The sequence below is a fragment of the Paenibacillus rhizoplanae genome (assembly GCF_042684125.1).
In the GTDB taxonomy this organism is placed as follows: domain Bacteria; phylum Bacillota; class Bacilli; order Paenibacillales; family Paenibacillaceae; genus Paenibacillus_AQ; species Paenibacillus_AQ rhizoplanae.
Map to the genome: position 1 here is coordinate 60,856 of NZ_JBHUKY010000020.1, position 16,528 is coordinate 77,383.

Below are 16,528 nucleotides of genomic sequence, written 5' to 3' on the forward strand. Positions count from 1 at the left end.
AGTGAGGCGATGAGAGATGAATCTGGCGGATATGCTCACTTATGCAGACATTAGTCAGCTTACCGCCATTGCGGGACGCTACCAGTGTGAGTGCAAACGGAATTCCAAACATGATTTGATTCAGAGTATCTTGATCACCTTGGGCAGCCGGGAGTTCATGGAGTCCCATATTAAGGGGAGTTCCCCGGGAGAGCTGCGTTTGCTGAACAGTCTGCTCTTTGATGAACGCAGCCACTTCAGCCTGGAGGATCTGCTGGCCGCTGCCCGGCAAGCCTCCTTCGATGCTCCGCCCGGCAAAAGCGGGGACTACCGCGAGCTGGTCAGCCGGCTTAAGAATAGCGGCTGGCTGTTCAGCGGAGCTTCCCAGCAGAGCCGGTATCAGTTCCAGGTGCCGCTGGATTTGAAGAAGCGCTTCCGTGAACAGATGGCCCAGCATTTGCAGGAACGGATTGTTCCTAACCCGGAGCCTTCAGTGTACAGGGGGGAGGGGGATTTGCTGGCCGGAGACCTGCTGCTGTTCCTGCGGTATGTGAAGGAGAATGAGCCTGAGCTGAACCAGGAAGGTGCGCTCTATAAACGCAATCAGCAGGGAGTGATGAATGCGCTGCAGATTGCGGAGCCTTTGCTCGGCAAGGGAGGCTGGAGATTCGGTTACGGCAGGGCCTGTGAGCATTATCCGCCGAGATTTGCCCTGCTGTACGATTATGCCCGCCACCGCCGCTGGATCTCCGAGGAAGGCTACAGGCTGCAGCTTACAGCCGCAGGCGAGCAATTTCTGGCGGAGGGGAAATTGGAAAAGCTGATGCAGTTATTCTCCTTTTGGTTAAGACTGTATAAAGGGGCTATTCCCAACTTGCCTTCGCTGGTCTACTGGATCAGTCTAAGTGCGGGCAGATGGGTGACCACAGACTCGCTGTCAGAGGGAATCGGATGGCTGATCAAGCCCTTTTATTACGACGATGCCGCTTCCATTCTGGAACAGCGCGTCTTGCGGATGATGCTGCATCTGGGCATGCTTAAGCTTGGTGAGGAACCCGCAGGAACAGTAGTCATGATGACACCCTGGGGATGTGAGGCGGCTGTGCCGAAGCATCTGCTCAGGTAAGGGGGAGAGAGATGCGGATTGTCTATGGGAGTTACATACCGCAGCTTGACGAATCAGTCTATGTGGCGGAAGGCGCTAAGCTCGTTGGCGATGTAAGAATAAGCAAACAATCCAGTGTCTGGTTCAACGCCGTACTTCGCGGTGACCTGGCGCCAGTGATTATCGGGGAACGCTGCAATATCCAGGACGGTGTGGTCGGCCATGTGGCGGAAGGATTGCCGCTGGTGCTGGAGGATGACATCTCGGTCGGGCACTCAGCAATCATCCACGGCTGCCGGATAGGCAAGGGCACATTAATCGGAATGGGTGCAATTGTACTGAACGGAGCAGAGATTGGTGAATATGCTTTAGTAGGAGCCGGCTCCGTTGTAACCGAGAACACAATCATTCCTCCGTACACGCTCTCCTTGGGCACACCGGCCAAAGTGATCCGTGAATTGACTGAGCAGGATCTGCTGAGGATGGCACGCACAAGTGAAAGCTATGTGAAAAAGGCATTAGAATACGGAATTTCTTAAACAGCGGAGGTGTATCGAATGGACAAAATGAAGGCTACTTATGAAGTGATGCTGGGGCTGGCTGCGGAAATGGTGTGGGATGAAGCGTTAAGAAAGCGTCGTACCGACATGTTGTACCGGAAGATCGACACGGCGCTGGCTGCCGGTGATGAGGCGGCTTTCCGAAATCTGACTGAAGAACTGAAAAGTTTGGCATAGGAAATGCGCTTGGCGCATTTCTTTTTTTTGACTTGGCGTGAGCCGTGGACCCCTTTAATCCAGAATTAAAGATTGCCAAGCCGTACACACTTGTTTATGATGCTTTTAAAGTAAGAATGCTTGCTGCGGGATGCGGCTAAAGGGGGCGAATCTATGAAATTCAGTGATTTTGACAGGAGAGCCTGGGAGACCGATGGATCATACTATGATACCTGCATTATTCCGTATAGCGGTCTTCAGGGCACAGAGACTCCGCCGGAGACGGTAGCGCTACTTGAACGGCAGCGTGATTTCCTGGAATTGGCCGAAAAGCCGTACAAGGGGAGGGTCGTGACTTATCCGGCGGTACAGTATGCAGGGCCTGGAATGACAGCTCTTATGAATGATCTTTGCCGAAAAGTCAAATCCAGCGGCTTCCAGTATGCGATTGTGATGTCTGCCAATGAGGGGCTGCGCAGGGAGGAGGTTTTTGAAAGCGATTTACTCCTTTGCCTGCCTGAGATAGCATCCGATTCCAGAGCTTCGGTAAGCGCGCATGTGCGGGGTGAAATCCAAGCCTTGTGGCAGAATGGAAAATGAGTTAAATGTGACGGAAAATCAACAATTATTCAAAAAACAGCCTTAAACGCCTGTCACAATTTAGACAATATTCTTGACGGGTTTTAGACCCTAAGCTATGATTAGGATGAAGTTATATGAACTGTGATATATTTCATTGAAAACGGAATTTTTACCTAAAATACCTATGCAACAACTCTGCAGGTGCCTTCTCACATTTTGAAAAGGGGGTTACATACAGTATGAGCAGTCTTAATGAAGAAGAAGAGTCACTTCCGCAAGAACCGCCCAGCCGAAACGAGATGTCACGCAGACAGTTTTTGACCTACACTCTAGGAGGGGCTACCGCCTTTATGGGTGCCGGAGTTATCTTGCCGATGGTCCGGTTTGCTGTAGATCCGATTCTGCAGAAAAAAGGCGAGGGAGAATTCATCAAGGTAGCGGAAGCGTCCAAGATTACAGAAGAGCCCCAGGAGTTCACCTTCGAGCTTCCGCAGCAGGACGGATGGTATGCCAGTACAGCTATGCTTACGGCGTGGATTCGTAAAGACGCGAACGGAGATATTTATGCGCTTTCACCGATCTGCAAGCATCTGGGCTGCACCGTAGGCTGGAATAACAACAAGGCGCATCCCGATGAATATCATTGCCCTTGCCATGGCGCCCGTTATACGAAGCAGGGCCGGCAACTGGCCGTGGCTGCCAAGCCGCTGGACCAGTACACCACCAAGATTGACGGAGGCTGGGTATATCTCGGTGAAATCGTCCCTAATACTGTTTCGGCGAAGGAGGCGTGAACGGCGTGTTCAAAAACGTATATAACTGGATTGACGAACGTCTGGATATTACACCGATCTGGAGAGATGTTGCCGACCACGAGGTCCCCGAGCATGTCAATCCCGCACACCACTTTTCAGCCTTTGTCTACTGCTTCGGCGGACTGACCTTCTTCATCACTGTAATTCAGATTCTGTCAGGGATGTTTCTGACCATGTATTATGTCCCGGATATCATTAATGCCTACGCCAGTGTGGAATATCTGCAGACCAAGGTCGCCTTCGGTAAAATCGTCCGCGGCATGCATCACTGGGGCGCGAGCCTCGTCATTGTCATGATGTTCCTTCATACGATGCGGGTGTTCTTCACCGGTTCGTATAAGGCCCCGCGCGAGATGAACTGGGTAGTGGGGATGCTGATTTTTTTCGTCATGCTGGGACTGGGACTGACCGGTTACCTGCTTCCGTGGGATAATAAGGCGTACTTCGCCACCAAGGTTACGCTGGAGATCGCCAATTCGGTTCCGTTCATGGGGCCGGTGCTCAAGGAGCTGATGCAGGGCGGCAATATTGCCGGTGCTGAGACGCTGACCCGGTTCTTCGCCTTACATGTATTCTTCCTCCCGGCGGTTCTGCTTATACTGCTTGTCGGGCACTTCATTATGATCCGCAGACAAGGCATATCCGGTCCGCTGTAAAATAACGTTTAGGAGGCACGGTCATGGCACACGGAGACGACTCCAAAGAGAAGGTGGTATTCGTCGGGGATTCCCGGGTCCGCAGAGGAAACGGGTTCATAACCCCGCCGGATTATACGGCGTATCCGGGCAAATCGGAAGCCTTTATCCCTAACTTTCTGCTTAAGGAATGGATGGTTGGTGTAGTAGTGCTGGTGGGAATTCTGGTTTTGACCCTCTCGGAGCCGGCTCCACTCGGGTTCCCTGCCAATCCGGCAGCAACGGTAATTCCGATTCCTGACTGGTATTTTCTTTTCCTCTATCAGTATTTGAAGCTTCCTTATGCATCAGGTGACTATATCGTGCTGGGAACGCTTGGTGTGACTGGGGTGGCCTTCGGGGCGCTGCTGCTGGCGCCTTTCCTGGATACCGGCCCGGAGCGGCGGTTCTATCGCAGACCGATTGCATCCTCGCTGATGTTCCTGTCCCTCGCAGCAATCGTCTACTTGACCAACACAGCCTGGACAGAATACAAGCATGAGATGGCTGAGACCGGCCAGATTCCAGAGGATGTACAGCGTGAGGAGAAGGCTGCCGAGAATAAGGCCGCAGGCTTGCCAACCACAAGTGCCGTCAAGCCGAAAGCTATTGCCATTGTGGACAAGGATGATCCGGCGATGGCACTCTATAAGCAAGCAACCTGTATAACCTGCCATGCGGTAGATATGAAGGGCTCCGGCAGTATTCCCTCGCTGCGAGGTGTCGGTGACAGTCATGATAAGGCGGCGATTCTTACTATTATAAAAGAAGGTAAGGGCCAGATGCCGCCAATGGTTGAGACGGCTATGGGAGCAGGGCTGACCGAGCAGGATATCGATGAGCTGGCCGGCTGGCTTGCCAAACAAAAAAGCGGACAGTAAAATAACAGTAACGCAGGACCTGATCGTGTATGCGCTCAGGTCTTTGTTATGTCATGAAGCTGCTACAGTCGGGGGGAAGTTGTTCGTATGACGGGTCATTGGTTTGAGAAGTTATTTAGGGACCGAAGAATAATATGGCTGCTGTTTATCGTGAATCTGCTCGGAACGGTCTACGGATATATGTGGTATGGCAACCAGCTCACGTTCACAGCGCAGACTGAACCGCTCTGGCTCCTGCCGTTTGTTCCCGACAGCCCTACGGCCAGCCTGTTCTTCACAGCTGCATTGCTGCTGTTACTCTATCCGCCAAGAGGGCTTACAGGAACGCTGGTGCGTGAGCTGATTGAAGCGTTGGCTGTCCTAACCTCTGTGAAGTACGGGATATGGGCGGTGAGTATCATTGTAGCCGGCGGTTATCAGGGGGATTCGATCACCTGGAAGGACTGGATGCTGATGATCTCCCATACCGGAATGGCTGTAGAAGCCCTGATCTATGCCCGCTTCTTCACCTTCCGGAGGATGCTGCCAGTGGCGCTTGCGTGGACGTTCGCTAACGATATAGTGGATTATTCACAAGGCGTGTATCCATGGCTGCCCTCGGTGCTTGATGATGATCTTATCGCTGTTCAGTACTCCACCATGGGGCTTACGCTGTTCAGTATGGCCGCTGCCTGGCTGTTCTGCGGCCGGACAAGGCGTCCGGCACTTCCGGACAGCACTGCCGTGAAGCGCTGACCTCTGTTCTAACTCTTGTCCTTCCGCCATACATTAAGGTGGGAGGGATGTCTTATGCCGCGCAGAAAAGTATTCATACTGTCAGCAATCCTGCTGTGCTGCTTGCTGGCCGGTATCAGCGGAGGCCGTGTTCAGGCTGAAGCAGGGGATGCTGCTGTAGACCAGGGAAGTACAGCTTACATAGAAGCAGCTGGAAGTGTACCCAGTGATCCCGCTGCACTCACGGCCAGAAGCGGAGCACAGCGGCTGGAGCAGGCTGCGGAAGCTCTGTACGGCTATGTGCTCGAAGGCGATGTGCTGAAGGCCCGCAAGGAAGCAGAGGAAATCTCACAGATCTTCATCTCCTCGTCCTTTGAAGGGATGACCTCAGTGGAGGGGGTCAATGCACTCTCGTCCGTCATTCTGGATATGAAGTCGGCACTGGCTGCGGCCCAGCCGTCCCCGGAGAGATGGGAAGCGGCCGCGGCGAAGCTGCGGCTTGCCGCCAACAGCCTGAATCACCCCCGCCAGCCCATGTGGCTGCAATACTACAAGCTGGTCCGTGAGGATTTGAACGATATGGAGCAAAGCGCCGCCGCGGGTGATCTGAAGGGCTGGACAGCGGCGCTGGCAAGACTTCAGAGCCGGTATGCGAATATCCGGCCTGCGGTGATCATCTCCCGGCCTGCTGAGACGGTGAATACCTTTGATTCCTGGCTGTCTTACGCAGGAGGGGTGGCAGGCTCGGAGCAACCCGTGGAACGGGCCCGCCTGCTGGAGATTGTGTCCTATGGACAGGATGCAGCAAGAGTGATGTTCGGCAAGGACCGGAACGAGCCGGTCTTGTCGCTGCCGCTGGCTCCGCAGCAATACGGGGGCTGGGCTCTGCTGGCTGGCGCGTTTATCCTTACGGTGCTGGCGTATACGGCTTACTGTAAGTACCGCGGCCAGAAGCGGGATTTGAAGACCGTGTAGGGTAGAGCGGAGGTAACAGAGGATACAAAGAGGGCGGACCCCACAAGCAGCCAGTGCCGGCTTGTGGGGTCCGCCCTTATGTGTGTATAGATCAGGTCTCCCGGAAGCCTTCGCCGTGAACATCATGAACGTCGCTGATAATGACGAAGGCCTTCGGGTCCACCGACTTTACCAGCAGGCTGAGCCTGCGGATCTCCTGTCTGGAGACCACGCAGTAGACCATGTGCTTGGCCTGCTTCGAATAGGCACCGATTGCCGGGATTAAGGTAACACCGCGATCCATTTCTACGGTGATCAGCTCGGCAATCTGCGGCGCCTCGTCGCTGATGATGGTGAAGGCTCTGGCGGCGTAGGCCCCTTCCTGAATGAAATCAATTACACGTGAGGCGATGAAGACTGCCACGAGAGTATATAATATTTTTTCGCGGGGAATGTAGAGCAGGGAAGCCCCGATAATAATGATATCCACAGCCAGAATAATCTGCCCCATACTCCAGCCGAACTTGCGTCCAAGTATCCGTGCAACAATATCTACACCCCCGGTGGTGCCCCCGAAGCGGAAGACAATCCCCAGACCCAGACCCAGAGTGACCCCTGCATATAATGAAGCAAGAATAAAATCATGCTCGGTGCTGAACGTTACAATCCAGCCCGCCTTGATCATCCGCTCAAATAACCAGAGGAAGAAAGACAGAGAGCCGATGCCGAGTCCGGTATAGACGATCTGATTCGCCCCGAGCACCTTCCAGCCGAGCAGAAAGAGCGGGAGGTTGAGCAGCAGTGTCGTTAAGAAGATAGGGATGTCAAAGGCGTAATTGAGCAGGATGGTAATCCCGGTAACTCCGCCCTCCATCAGCTGGTTGGGAATGATGAAATACAGTAGTCCGAATGCGTAGATGGCCGTACCCAGCATGATGGGAGCCACTGTTTTGCTGACTGTGCTGATTTTAATGGATGAACTCATATAATCCCTCGCCTACGCCTCTAAATGGGCAATTTATATGTAATGATCCCCCCGGAGAGCACGTAAGCTCCAGGAGGCATTGCAAAAAAGATTTGTCTTCAAAACGTCTTTACGATAACATAGGGGCAAACAGAAGGCAAGAACACACGGGGGTGAAAGGGAAATTTATGGATAAAAGTCTTGGTGACATACAGTGTGAAGTAGATGCCTACATCTCACAGTTTAAAGAAGGTTATTTCAGTCCGCTGTCCATGCTGGCCCGGATGTCCGAGGAAGTTGGCGAGCTGGCCCGTGAAGTCAACCATCAATTCGGCGAGAAGCCGAAAAAAGCGGATGAAGCCGATAATTCGATTGAGCTGGAGCTGGGCGACATTCTCTTTATTACCGTTTGTTTCGCCAATTCACTCGGTATCGACTTAACTGAGGCGCATAATAAGGTTATGCACAAATTCAATACGCGTGATGCCGGCCGCTGGACGCCTAAAAACACCGATTAGGCCTATGCTACATATGCTGTACCAAACGAACGGGTTTTAGCCGTAAGGATGGTGAGGATATGGATCATAATGATTATGTAAAAGCGGCCTACCGCTCAATACTCCGCAGTGACTTTGCTGAGGCCATCACCTTGTTCGAAGCGGCCATTGCGGCTAGTCCGGACGATGCGGAAGTCAGATACCGCTGCTCTATTACCTATGCCCGCAGCGGCATGCTGGACAAAGCGCTTGAACATGCTATAGCCGCACGCCGGCTGGATGGGACCAAACCGGATTATCAGCTGCATCTGCAGCATCTGCAGGCTCTTAAGCTTGTGCAGGAAGCGAAGCGGCTGCTGGAGGATGAAGCAGCGGACAGTGTGAATCCGTACCATCCGATTACGCTGCTGAAGGAAGCTGTATCGCTTGACCCTCTCTACGGGGATGCTTATGTATGGCTGGCGATTGCGCACAGCCGGATGAATGAACATCTGCAGGCGATTGCGGTATTGAAAGAAGTTATGTCGCTGCACCCGGATGACAGCGGCCTACGTCTGCTGATGAAGGATCTGCAGAAATCGCTGCAACAATATATACAATAATAACAGAGCCAGGGAAAGCGGGGAGAATTCATTTGAGTGACAAGATCAGGATTGTTGTTTCCGGAGCCGGAGGCAGAATGGGCAAAGAGGTTGTGAAGCTGGTATTGCAGGATGATGAACTCGAGCTGGCAGCAGCGGTTGATCGCTCTGCACATGGCAGTGATGCCGGCCGTCTGGTTGGCCTTGAGGATTGTGGTGTGCTTGTAACTTCGGATCTGGAGACTGCGCTTGCAGATACAGCTGCCGATGTAATGGTAGATTTTACGATTCCACAGTCTGCATACAGCAATACTGCGCTGGCGGTCAAGTACGGCGTCCGTCCGGTTATCGGAACCACTGGCTTCACGCCGGAGCAGATCGCCGGGCTGGACAAGCAATGCCAGGAGCAGGGAATCGGCGGACTGATTGCGCCTAACTTCTCCATCGGCGCGATTCTGCTGATGAAATTCGCTGCCCAGGCCGCAAAGTATTTCCCTCATCTCGAAATTATCGAATATCACGGAGACCAGAAGCTGGATGCTCCGTCAGGAACAGCGATTAAGACGGCAGAGATGATCTCTGAGGCGCGGCAGGAGCTTCGCCAGGGACATCCCGAAGAAGAAGAGCTGATTGAAGGCTCGCGCGGCGGGTATTATAACGGCTTCCGTATTCACAGTGTGCGTCTTCCGGGCGTTTTTGCCCAGGAGGAGGTTGTATTCGGCGGGTTCGGACAGTCGCTGAAGATCCGTCATGACTCCTATGAGCGTGCGGGTTATATGCCTGGAGTCAAGCTCGGGATTCAAAAGGTGATGGGTTATACCGGCTTGATTTACGGTTTTGAGCATTTTATAGAATAGACGGGGAGAGAAACAGAATGTTGAAAATTGCTTTTATCGCACATGACCGCAAAAAAGATGAAATGGTTAATTTCGTAACTGCTTATGAGCATGTCTTTGAAGGGCATAAGTTATTCTCCACCGGAACCACGGGCCAGCGTATCATGGAAGTGACCAAGCTCTCCATTCACCGCTACATGTCCGGGCCGCTTGGCGGCGACCAGCAGATTGGCTCGATGGTCGCTACGGATGAGCTGGATTTGATTATTTTCCTGCGTGATCCGCTGATGGCCCAGCCGCATGAACCGGATATTACGGCGCTGCTTCGTCTGTGTGATGTGTACGGGATTCCGGTGGCCACGAATATTGCTACAGCGGAAATTCTGGTGAAGGCTATCGACCGGGGAGATTTCGGCTGGCGTGAGCTGGTACATAAATACAAGCCGGGTGTGGACGAGTCATGAAGCTTGACATCCTGGTATTCGGGGCGCATGCGGATGATGCCGAGATCGGCATGGCAGGCACAATTGCCAAGCATACTGCCGCCGGCTTCAAAGTGGGAATGTGCGATCTGACCCGGGCAGAGATGTCCTCAAACGGAACGGTGGAGCTTCGGGAACAGGAGGCTCAGCAGGCTGCCGCAGTGCTGGGCGCGGTGGTGCGGACCAATCTGGGACTGCCTGACCGTGGACTGTATATGACAGAGGACCATCTGGCGGCTGTCACAGCGGAAATCCGCCGTTATGCTCCGTCCATGGTATTTGCCCCTTACTGGGAAGACCGCCATCCCGACCATATTGCCTGCAGTAAGCTGGTGGAGGAAGCGGTATTTAATGCGAAGCTCCGCAGATATATGCCGGACAAGCCTGCGATTCCTGAGCCCGAGTTATATTTCTACTTCATTAATGATCTTGGACGGACGGATCTGATCGTCGATGTGACTGCGCAGTATCCGCTGAAGGAGCAGGCATTGTCCTGCTATCGTTCCCAATTTGGACTCGCTCCGGGTGAAGATGCCGTTGCAACGCCATTGACGGAAGGGTATATCGAGCGCGTCCGTTCCAGAGACATGCTGCTCGGCCAGCGGAGGCTCATTCGTTATGCCGAAGGGTTCGCCGGCAAGGTTCCGTATACGGTAGATCTGTTTAGTACTGTCCGCAAATAAAGCGTCACTCGACATTGCCCGGAAAACAACTATAATTAATTCATAACGTTACTTGAAGTAATAGACTTAGTTTAAATGAAGGGGCGGAGCTATGGAGCGGCTTAAGATAGGCATCACCTGTTATCCGTCTCTTGGCGGCTCGGGCGTGGTGGCAACTGAACTGGGCAAGCTATTGGCCGAAAAAGGTCATGAGGTCCACTTTATCACCCACAGCATCCCGTTTCGGCTGGGAACGTTTCAGAAGAATATTTTCTACCATGAGGTAGAGGTTAACGATTATTATGTGTTCCGCTATCCGCCATATGATCTGGCGCTGGCGACCAAGATGGCGCAGGTAGCCAAAATGCAAAATCTGGACCTGTTCCATGTGCATTATGCGGTTCCGCATGCGGTATGTGCTTATCTGGCCAAGCAGATCCTAGGTAATGATATCAAAGTGGTTACCACGCTGCATGGTACGGATATTACAGTGCTGGGCCAGGACGAATCCCTGAAGGATCTGATCCGGCTGGGCATTAACGAGAGTGATGCGGTGACCGCCGTCTCCCGTGATCTGATTAAGGAGACCCGCAAGGCGCTTGATATTACGCGTGAAATTGATCTGACTTATAATTTCGTAGATAAGCGTGTCTATTATCCCCGGGATGTTACGGATCTGCGCGGCGACTTCGCGGCCCCGGATGAGAAGATTCTCATGCATATCAGTAATTTCCGTCCGGTCAAGCGGGTGAGTGATGTGGTGGATGTGTTCGCCAAGGTGAACCGGCAGGTACCTTCCAAGCTGCTGTTGGTCGGAGAGGGACCTGACCTGCCGAAAATTCAAGCCAAGATCAGCGAGATGGGGCTCGACGATCATGTCCGCTTCCTGGGCAAGCAGGACGAGATTGCCCAGGTAATCTCCCTGGCGGACCTGCTGCTGCTGCCTTCTGAGAAGGAGAGCTTCGGGCTTGTTGCCCTGGAAGCTATGGCCTGCGGCGTTCCGACCATTGGCTCACAGGCCGGTGGTATTCCGGAGCTGATCCAGCATGGCAAGACCGGATTCCTTGCGCCGGTCGGCGATACGGAATCCATGGCAAAGTATGCCGTCCGGCTGCTCTCGGATGAGGCGATGGCTGAGAGCTTCCGGCACGCCTGCCTGGAGCGGTCCTGCAATGATTTCAGCAGAGATATGATCACTAATCAATATGAAGATATCTATTACCGTGTGCTCGGGCGCAAGGTATCCGGGTTAGACCCGATCCTGGGGTAAGGAGTACGTTATGGAATGGAGAATGGCACCACCCGGCATGGCTGAAGCCGCCGGGACTGTTGTTGCAGGCCTGCTGGCAGGCGGTCATGAAGCTTATTTCGTCGGCGGCTGCCTGCGCGATGAGCTGCTGGGCCGTCCGGTGCATGATATAGACATCACTACCTCCGCGCTGCCGGAGGAGGTAATGGCCCTGTTTCCGCGCTGCGTCCCTACCGGACTGGCGCATGGCACGATCACTGTGCTGCAGGAGGGCTACAGCTTAGAGGTTACAACTTACCGGACGGAGAGCGGCTATGCCGATCACCGGCGTCCGGAGCATGTCGTATTCGTCAGGGATGTGCGGGAGGATCTCCGCCGCCGTGACTTCACGATCAATGCCATCTGCTGCGGCCTTGACGGCGAGCGGATTGACCCTTTCGGCGGGGAGCAGGATCTTCAGCTCCGGATGATCCGCTGTGTAGGCGAAGCGGAGGAACGCTTCGAAGAGGATGCGCTGCGGATGCTCCGCTGCGTACGTTTTGCTTCTGTGCTGGATTTCGCGATTGCGAAGAATACCTGGCGCGGTCTGCTGCGCCAGCGTGACAAGCTGGCGCATATTGCTGTGGAGCGGGTGCGCGCCGAGGTGGAGCGCATCCTGGAAGGCCCGCATCCGCAGCGCGGGCTGGGGCTCCTGCTGCGCAGCGGCCTGCTGCCGCGCGGCAAAGCGCCGTTCCCTTGGACCGGCCGTGACCTGGCGGCTGCCGCCGCCCGCCTCGCCGGTCTCGGGAACCTGGAGAGCGCCCGCCTGCGCTGGGCGCTCCTGCTGCATGCCCTGGGCTCATCGGCGGCTTCCGCCGATGAGCTCCTGCGGGCATGGACGTTCCCGGGGGCGACGCGCACTGGCGTCGTCGCCGTGCTCCGCGTCCGAGAAGCCTGGGACGCGGCGTTGTCTTCGGCGCGGCCGGAGGCTTCCGGCGCCGGGGAGCGGCTGCGGCGGCGGTGGATCGCCGCCGTGCTGGGCCATGGCCAGTCAGCCGCCGAAGGGTGGCTGACGCTGCTTGAGGCGGCGGGGGCTGACGCCGCGCCCGCGACTGGCGCAGGTGCGACCGGTCCGGCCGCAGACGTCCCTGCCACAGCCGCAGTCGCACCTGCCGCGACCGCATGCGTCCTTGTTGCAGACGCTGGCGCCCCTGCCACGTCGGCAGACGTCCCGGACGCCCCCGCAATGGCCGCAAGCAGCATCCCCCCTGTCACCACCCGCCTCCTGCGGTCCTGGACCGCAGAGATGCCGATCCGCACGCTAGCTGAGCTGGCGGTGAGCGGACATGAGGTGACAGCGGTGCTGGAGAAGCGTCCCGGCCCGTGGCTGGGCGTATTGCTGCACCAGCTTCTTCTGGCTGTCGCGGCGGGTGACCTTGCCAATGACAACCAATTACTGCTGGAAGCAGCGCAAAGGATGGATAGAGATGAATAGCGGTCATGCGCAGCGTCCCGGCGTCTTGAAGCGGGAGGCGTTCGTACCCGGCTGGACCAAGGGGATTCAGCGGCTGGATACTGTCGGTTCCACACAGGAGGAAGCCAAAATACTAGCCGAGGGCGGCGCCCCGGAGGGAACGACGGTTATGGCCGAAGCGCAGACCGGCGGGCGCGGGCGGATGGGCCGTAAATGGCACTCCCCCCATGGCAAAGGAATCTGGATGAGCCTGGTGCTGCGTCCTAATCTGCCGCTTGCCTTGACTCCGCAGCTGACGCTGCTTGCCGGAGTGGCTGTCTGCACAGCGATCCGTGAGGTTACCGGAGTGCCAGCCGGCATCAAGTGGCCGAATGACCTGCTGGCCGGCGGCCGCAAAATCTGCGGAATCCTGCTGGAATCCTCGCTTCGGGAAGGCGGGCTGCATTATTGTATCGCCGGTATCGGCATTGCTGCCAATCTGACCGAAGAGGACTACCCGGAGGAGCTACGCGGGATTGGTACATCGCTGCTGATTGAAGGCGGGGGCATTCCTGTAGACCGCATGAGGCTTGCGAAAGCTGTGCTGGAGGAGCTCGAATATCTATACCGGGTATATCTGGAGCAAGGCTTCCAGCCCGTGAAGCAGCTGTGGGAGTCGATGTCGGTGACACTGGGGCGGCAGGTTTGGGTGAACACTCCCCAAGGCCGCACCGAGGCTACTGCTGTCGGGCTGAGCGACAACGGCGGGCTGCTGTTGCGCAACGAATCCGGTGAGGTAGTGAGCGTACTGTCCGGTGAAATCGAAATGATCTAGGTGTGTCAACAAGGCCGCTCCTCAAAACCAAGAGGGCGGCCATGTCATATTTTAAGGTTTTTATTTTTGTCCTTTTTTGGTATACTGTCAATAAGAGGCGGCATCGCACAGCGAGCTGTACTCCTGCAATTGTATCTTTTAACAGGACATTGTTTACCGGATGTACCTTCATAACTGGATGTAACGGTTACGTTGGATTCTGCTCTGAGCCGTAAGGACCGAGACAGAAGGGACGATCGCGAGTGACTCTTTTTTGCCCTTCGGACCTATTTAGCGGACTAATGCTAAAGGGTTTTTTTGTTTGCGCGGAGAACGCGTATTTTATGGAAAAGGGGAATGAGAGCAAATGGCAGACAAACACGCACTGAATATTATCAAAATGAAAAAAATGAAAACGGATGGTGTGCCCTTAAGCATGATCACCGCTTATGATTACCCTTCAGCCCTGCTGGCTGAGGAAGCAGGAATTGACCTGATTCTGGTCGGCGATTCCCTAGGGAACGTCGTGCTTGGTTATGACACCACGCTGCCGGTTACCATAGAGGATATGGTCTACCATACCCGGTCGGTGAAGCGCGGAGCGCCTAATACTTTTATAGTGGCTGATATGCCGTTCATGACCTACCACGGAAGCGTGGATGAGACCTTGCGCGGTGTGCGCAGACTGATGCAGGAAGGCCAGGCCCATGCGGTCAAAATGGAAGGCGGCCTCGAAATCTGCTCTGCAGTGTCTTCTGTTGTAGCAGCCGGAGTTCCGGTCCTTGGCCATATCGGCCTGACCCCGCAGTCGGTCAATATGATCGGCGGCTACCGGATTCAGGGGAAGGATGCCAAGGATGCACAGCGGCTGATGGACGAAGCGAAGGCGCTGGAAGCGGCCGGGGCCTTCGGCATTGTGCTGGAGCTGGTCACGGAGGAAGTGGCAGAAGCCATCTCCAAGGCTGTCAGCATACCGACTATAGGCATTGGTGCCGGGCGTTACTGTGACGGACAGGTTCTGGTATTCCATGATGTCCTGCGGTATGCCTCTCCTTACCGGGAGAAAAAGTTCGTCAAAACCTACGCCGATGTCGGTTCTCTGATCCGTGAAGGCATCACCAGCTACGTTCAGGAAGTGAAGGACCGCTCGTTCCCTGCGCAAGAGCATGTGTTTAGCGCGGATGAGACCGTCCTGGAATCTTTATACGGCAATGCCGGCAAAGGAGCGAAATAAAATGAGAGTCATCCGAACAATTGTTGAACTGCGCGAAGCGCTTGAATATATGCGTCAAGGGGGCCATGGCCCAGTTGGTTTTGTGCCCACCATGGGATATCTGCACGAAGGACATGCCAGTCTGCTGCGTAAAGCAGGGGAGAAGAGCGGCACAGTGGTGATGAGTATTTTTGTCAATCCGCTGCAATTTGGCCCGAATGAGGATTTTGCTTCCTATCCACGGGATGAACAGCGTGATTTGGAGCTGGCTGAACGTGAAGGTGCGGACCTGGTGTTCATCCCCAGTGTCGAAGAGATGTACCCGCAGCCGATCCGCACAGGCGTAACGGTCTCCTCGCTGACCACACAGCTCTGCGGCGCTTCGCGTCCGGGACATTTTGACGGAGTAACTACAGTGGTCAGCAAGCTGTTTCATATCGTGCAGCCGGATTACGCCTTCTTCGGACTGAAGGATGCCCAGCAGGTAGCCGTTCTCCGCCGGATGGTGTCTGACCTTAACATGAACGTGGACATTATCGCCTGTCCTATTGTGCGCGAGGAAGACGGGCTGGCGCTTAGCTCCCGCAATGTCTATCTGAGCAGCGAGGAGCGCAGACAGGCGCTGGTATTGTCGCGTTCCCTGCGCGAAGTGCGTCAGGCTATGGAAGAGGGCAGCATTCGTACGGTAGAGGAAGCACGGAGCCTGCTGGTCTCGGTCATTTCTGAATCGCCGCTTGCAGTCATTGATTATGCTGAGATTCTAACCTTCCCTGATCTGGAAGAGCTGGAAGGCGGCAGCAGGCTGACGGATGCGGGCGGAGAGGTTATAATAGCTCTGGCCGTGAAGTTCGGCAGAACCCGTCTGATTGATAATAATGTATTTATTCCTAAGGAGGCACACGCTCTTGTTTAGACATATGATGAAATCCAAGATCCACCGGGCAACGGTCACTGAAGCCAATCTCAATTATGTGGGCAGCATTACCATTGATGAGGAACTGATGGAAGCCGCAGACCTGCTGGAGAACGAGAAGGTGCAGATCGTGGACAATAATAACGGTTCCCGTCTGGAGACTTATGTCATTCCCGGCCCGCGCGGCAGCGGCGTCATCTGTCTGAACGGGGCGGCGGCGCGGCTGGTACAGCCCGGCGATACCGTGATTATTATTTCTTACGCTATGATGTCCTCCGAGGAGCTGGCGGCGCACAAGCCGACTGTAGTGTTCGTAGATGCGGGCAACAAGCCAGTGAAGCTGGCGGATCATGAGATTCACGCTACAATTGCCTGAATTCCTTACTTTGAGCCATGTAATCAATGGCAGGGATGAAGACACCTGTACTTGTGAAAAATGAAGGCAGGCAAGCTTAAGCTGACTTC

At 54.8% G+C, this 16,528-nt stretch carries 21 protein-coding genes; 20 read left to right on the forward strand and 1 reads right to left on the reverse strand.

Going from position 1 to position 16,528, the window contains the following annotated elements:
• Positions 1-16 precede the first annotated feature (16 nt).
• The 9 genes from ACFSX3_RS10025 to ACFSX3_RS10065 all read left to right on the forward strand — a co-directional run bounded on the left by ACFSX3_RS10025 (position 17) and on the right by ACFSX3_RS10065 (position 6,441).
• Positions 17-1,105: a hypothetical protein gene (locus ACFSX3_RS10025; RefSeq protein WP_209993897.1), complete on the forward strand. Its 1,089-nt coding sequence runs from the start codon at positions 17-19 to the stop codon at positions 1,103-1,105.
• An 11-nt stretch (positions 1,106-1,116) separates the two neighbouring features.
• A complete protein-coding gene (locus ACFSX3_RS10030) occupies positions 1,117-1,623 on the forward strand; it encodes a gamma carbonic anhydrase family protein (protein WP_209993896.1) in 507 nt (168 codons plus the stop codon).
• An 18-nt stretch (positions 1,624-1,641) separates the two neighbouring features.
• On the forward strand, positions 1,642-1,821 hold the full coding sequence (locus ACFSX3_RS10035; RefSeq protein ID WP_036698090.1) for an IDEAL domain-containing protein: 180 nt from the start codon (positions 1,642-1,644) through the stop codon (positions 1,819-1,821).
• A 153-nt stretch (positions 1,822-1,974) separates the two neighbouring features.
• Positions 1,975-2,400: a DUF2487 family protein gene (locus tag ACFSX3_RS10040; protein WP_209993895.1), complete on the forward strand. Its 426-nt coding sequence runs from the start codon at positions 1,975-1,977 to the stop codon at positions 2,398-2,400.
• Positions 2,401-2,621: 221 nt separating this feature from the next.
• Positions 2,622-3,176 (forward strand): ubiquinol-cytochrome c reductase iron-sulfur subunit, encoded by a 555-nt coding sequence (locus ACFSX3_RS10045; protein WP_036727269.1) that lies wholly within the window; start codon positions 2,622-2,624, stop codon positions 3,174-3,176.
• Positions 3,177-3,181: 5 nt separating this feature from the next.
• On the forward strand, positions 3,182-3,853 hold the full coding sequence (gene qcrB / locus ACFSX3_RS10050; RefSeq protein WP_036698729.1) for a menaquinol-cytochrome c reductase cytochrome b subunit: 672 nt from the start codon (positions 3,182-3,184) through the stop codon (positions 3,851-3,853).
• A 23-nt stretch (positions 3,854-3,876) separates the two neighbouring features.
• Positions 3,877-4,752 (forward strand): menaquinol-cytochrome c reductase cytochrome b/c subunit, encoded by an 876-nt coding sequence (locus ACFSX3_RS10055; protein WP_209993894.1) that lies wholly within the window; start codon positions 3,877-3,879, stop codon positions 4,750-4,752.
• An 87-nt stretch (positions 4,753-4,839) separates the two neighbouring features.
• Positions 4,840-5,487 carry a DUF1405 domain-containing protein gene (locus ACFSX3_RS10060; protein ID WP_209993893.1) on the forward strand — a complete coding sequence of 216 codons (648 nt, stop codon included), beginning with the start codon at positions 4,840-4,842 and terminating at the stop codon, positions 5,485-5,487.
• 54 nt (positions 5,488-5,541) lie between these two features.
• A complete protein-coding gene (locus ACFSX3_RS10065; protein ID WP_209993892.1) occupies positions 5,542-6,441 on the forward strand; it encodes a sporulation protein YpjB in 900 nt (299 codons plus the stop codon).
• Between the two features lie 91 nt (positions 6,442-6,532).
• Here ACFSX3_RS10065 and ACFSX3_RS10070 read toward each other — a convergent pair whose 3' ends face one another.
• Positions 6,533-7,405, reverse strand: coding sequence for a YitT family protein (locus tag ACFSX3_RS10070; RefSeq protein WP_209993891.1), 873 nt, complete (start codon positions 7,403-7,405; stop codon positions 6,533-6,535).
• Positions 7,406-7,572: 167 nt separating this feature from the next.
• Between ACFSX3_RS10070 and ACFSX3_RS10075 the strand changes: the two genes are divergently transcribed.
• From ACFSX3_RS10075 to panD, 11 genes are all read left to right on the forward strand, one after another.
• A complete protein-coding gene (locus ACFSX3_RS10075) occupies positions 7,573-7,902 on the forward strand; it encodes a nucleotide pyrophosphohydrolase (RefSeq protein WP_209993890.1) in 330 nt (109 codons plus the stop codon).
• 59 nt (positions 7,903-7,961) lie between these two features.
• Complete coding sequence (locus ACFSX3_RS10080; RefSeq protein WP_209993889.1) at positions 7,962-8,483, forward strand: tetratricopeptide repeat protein; 522 nt, start codon at positions 7,962-7,964, stop codon at positions 8,481-8,483.
• A 32-nt stretch (positions 8,484-8,515) separates the two neighbouring features.
• Complete coding sequence (dapB, locus tag ACFSX3_RS10085; RefSeq protein ID WP_209993888.1) at positions 8,516-9,319, forward strand: 4-hydroxy-tetrahydrodipicolinate reductase; 804 nt, start codon at positions 8,516-8,518, stop codon at positions 9,317-9,319.
• Between the two features lie 17 nt (positions 9,320-9,336).
• On the forward strand, positions 9,337-9,762 hold the full coding sequence (mgsA, locus tag ACFSX3_RS10090) for a methylglyoxal synthase (RefSeq protein ID WP_036727258.1): 426 nt from the start codon (positions 9,337-9,339) through the stop codon (positions 9,760-9,762).
• Positions 9,759-10,463, forward strand: a complete 705-nt coding sequence (gene bshB1 / locus ACFSX3_RS10095; RefSeq protein WP_209993887.1) for a bacillithiol biosynthesis deacetylase BshB1 — start codon at positions 9,759-9,761, stop codon at positions 10,461-10,463. Before mgsA ends, bshB1 begins: the two co-directional genes overlap by 4 nt.
• 91 nt (positions 10,464-10,554) lie before the next feature.
• A complete protein-coding gene (gene bshA, locus ACFSX3_RS10100) occupies positions 10,555-11,712 on the forward strand; it encodes an N-acetyl-alpha-D-glucosaminyl L-malate synthase BshA (protein ID WP_209993886.1) in 1,158 nt (385 codons plus the stop codon).
• 10 nt (positions 11,713-11,722) lie between these two features.
• Positions 11,723-13,165 carry a CCA tRNA nucleotidyltransferase gene (locus ACFSX3_RS10105; protein WP_209993885.1) on the forward strand — a complete coding sequence of 481 codons (1,443 nt, stop codon included), beginning with the start codon at positions 11,723-11,725 and terminating at the stop codon, positions 13,163-13,165.
• Positions 13,158-13,958: a biotin--[acetyl-CoA-carboxylase] ligase gene (locus ACFSX3_RS10110; RefSeq protein WP_379312846.1), complete on the forward strand. Its 801-nt coding sequence runs from the start codon at positions 13,158-13,160 to the stop codon at positions 13,956-13,958. The genes ACFSX3_RS10105 and ACFSX3_RS10110 overlap by 8 nt, the downstream gene beginning before the upstream one ends.
• A gap of 346 nt (positions 13,959-14,304) precedes the next feature.
• Positions 14,305-15,171 carry a 3-methyl-2-oxobutanoate hydroxymethyltransferase gene (gene panB, locus ACFSX3_RS10115; RefSeq protein WP_209993883.1) on the forward strand — a complete coding sequence of 289 codons (867 nt, stop codon included), beginning with the start codon at positions 14,305-14,307 and terminating at the stop codon, positions 15,169-15,171.
• Position 15,172: 1 nt separating this feature from the next.
• On the forward strand, positions 15,173-16,063 hold the full coding sequence (panC, locus tag ACFSX3_RS10120; RefSeq protein ID WP_209993882.1) for a pantoate--beta-alanine ligase: 891 nt from the start codon (positions 15,173-15,175) through the stop codon (positions 16,061-16,063).
• Positions 16,056-16,439 carry an aspartate 1-decarboxylase gene (gene panD / locus ACFSX3_RS10125; protein ID WP_209993881.1) on the forward strand — a complete coding sequence of 128 codons (384 nt, stop codon included), beginning with the start codon at positions 16,056-16,058 and terminating at the stop codon, positions 16,437-16,439. Before panC ends, panD begins: the two co-directional genes overlap by 8 nt.
• Positions 16,440-16,528: the final 89 nt, after the last annotated feature.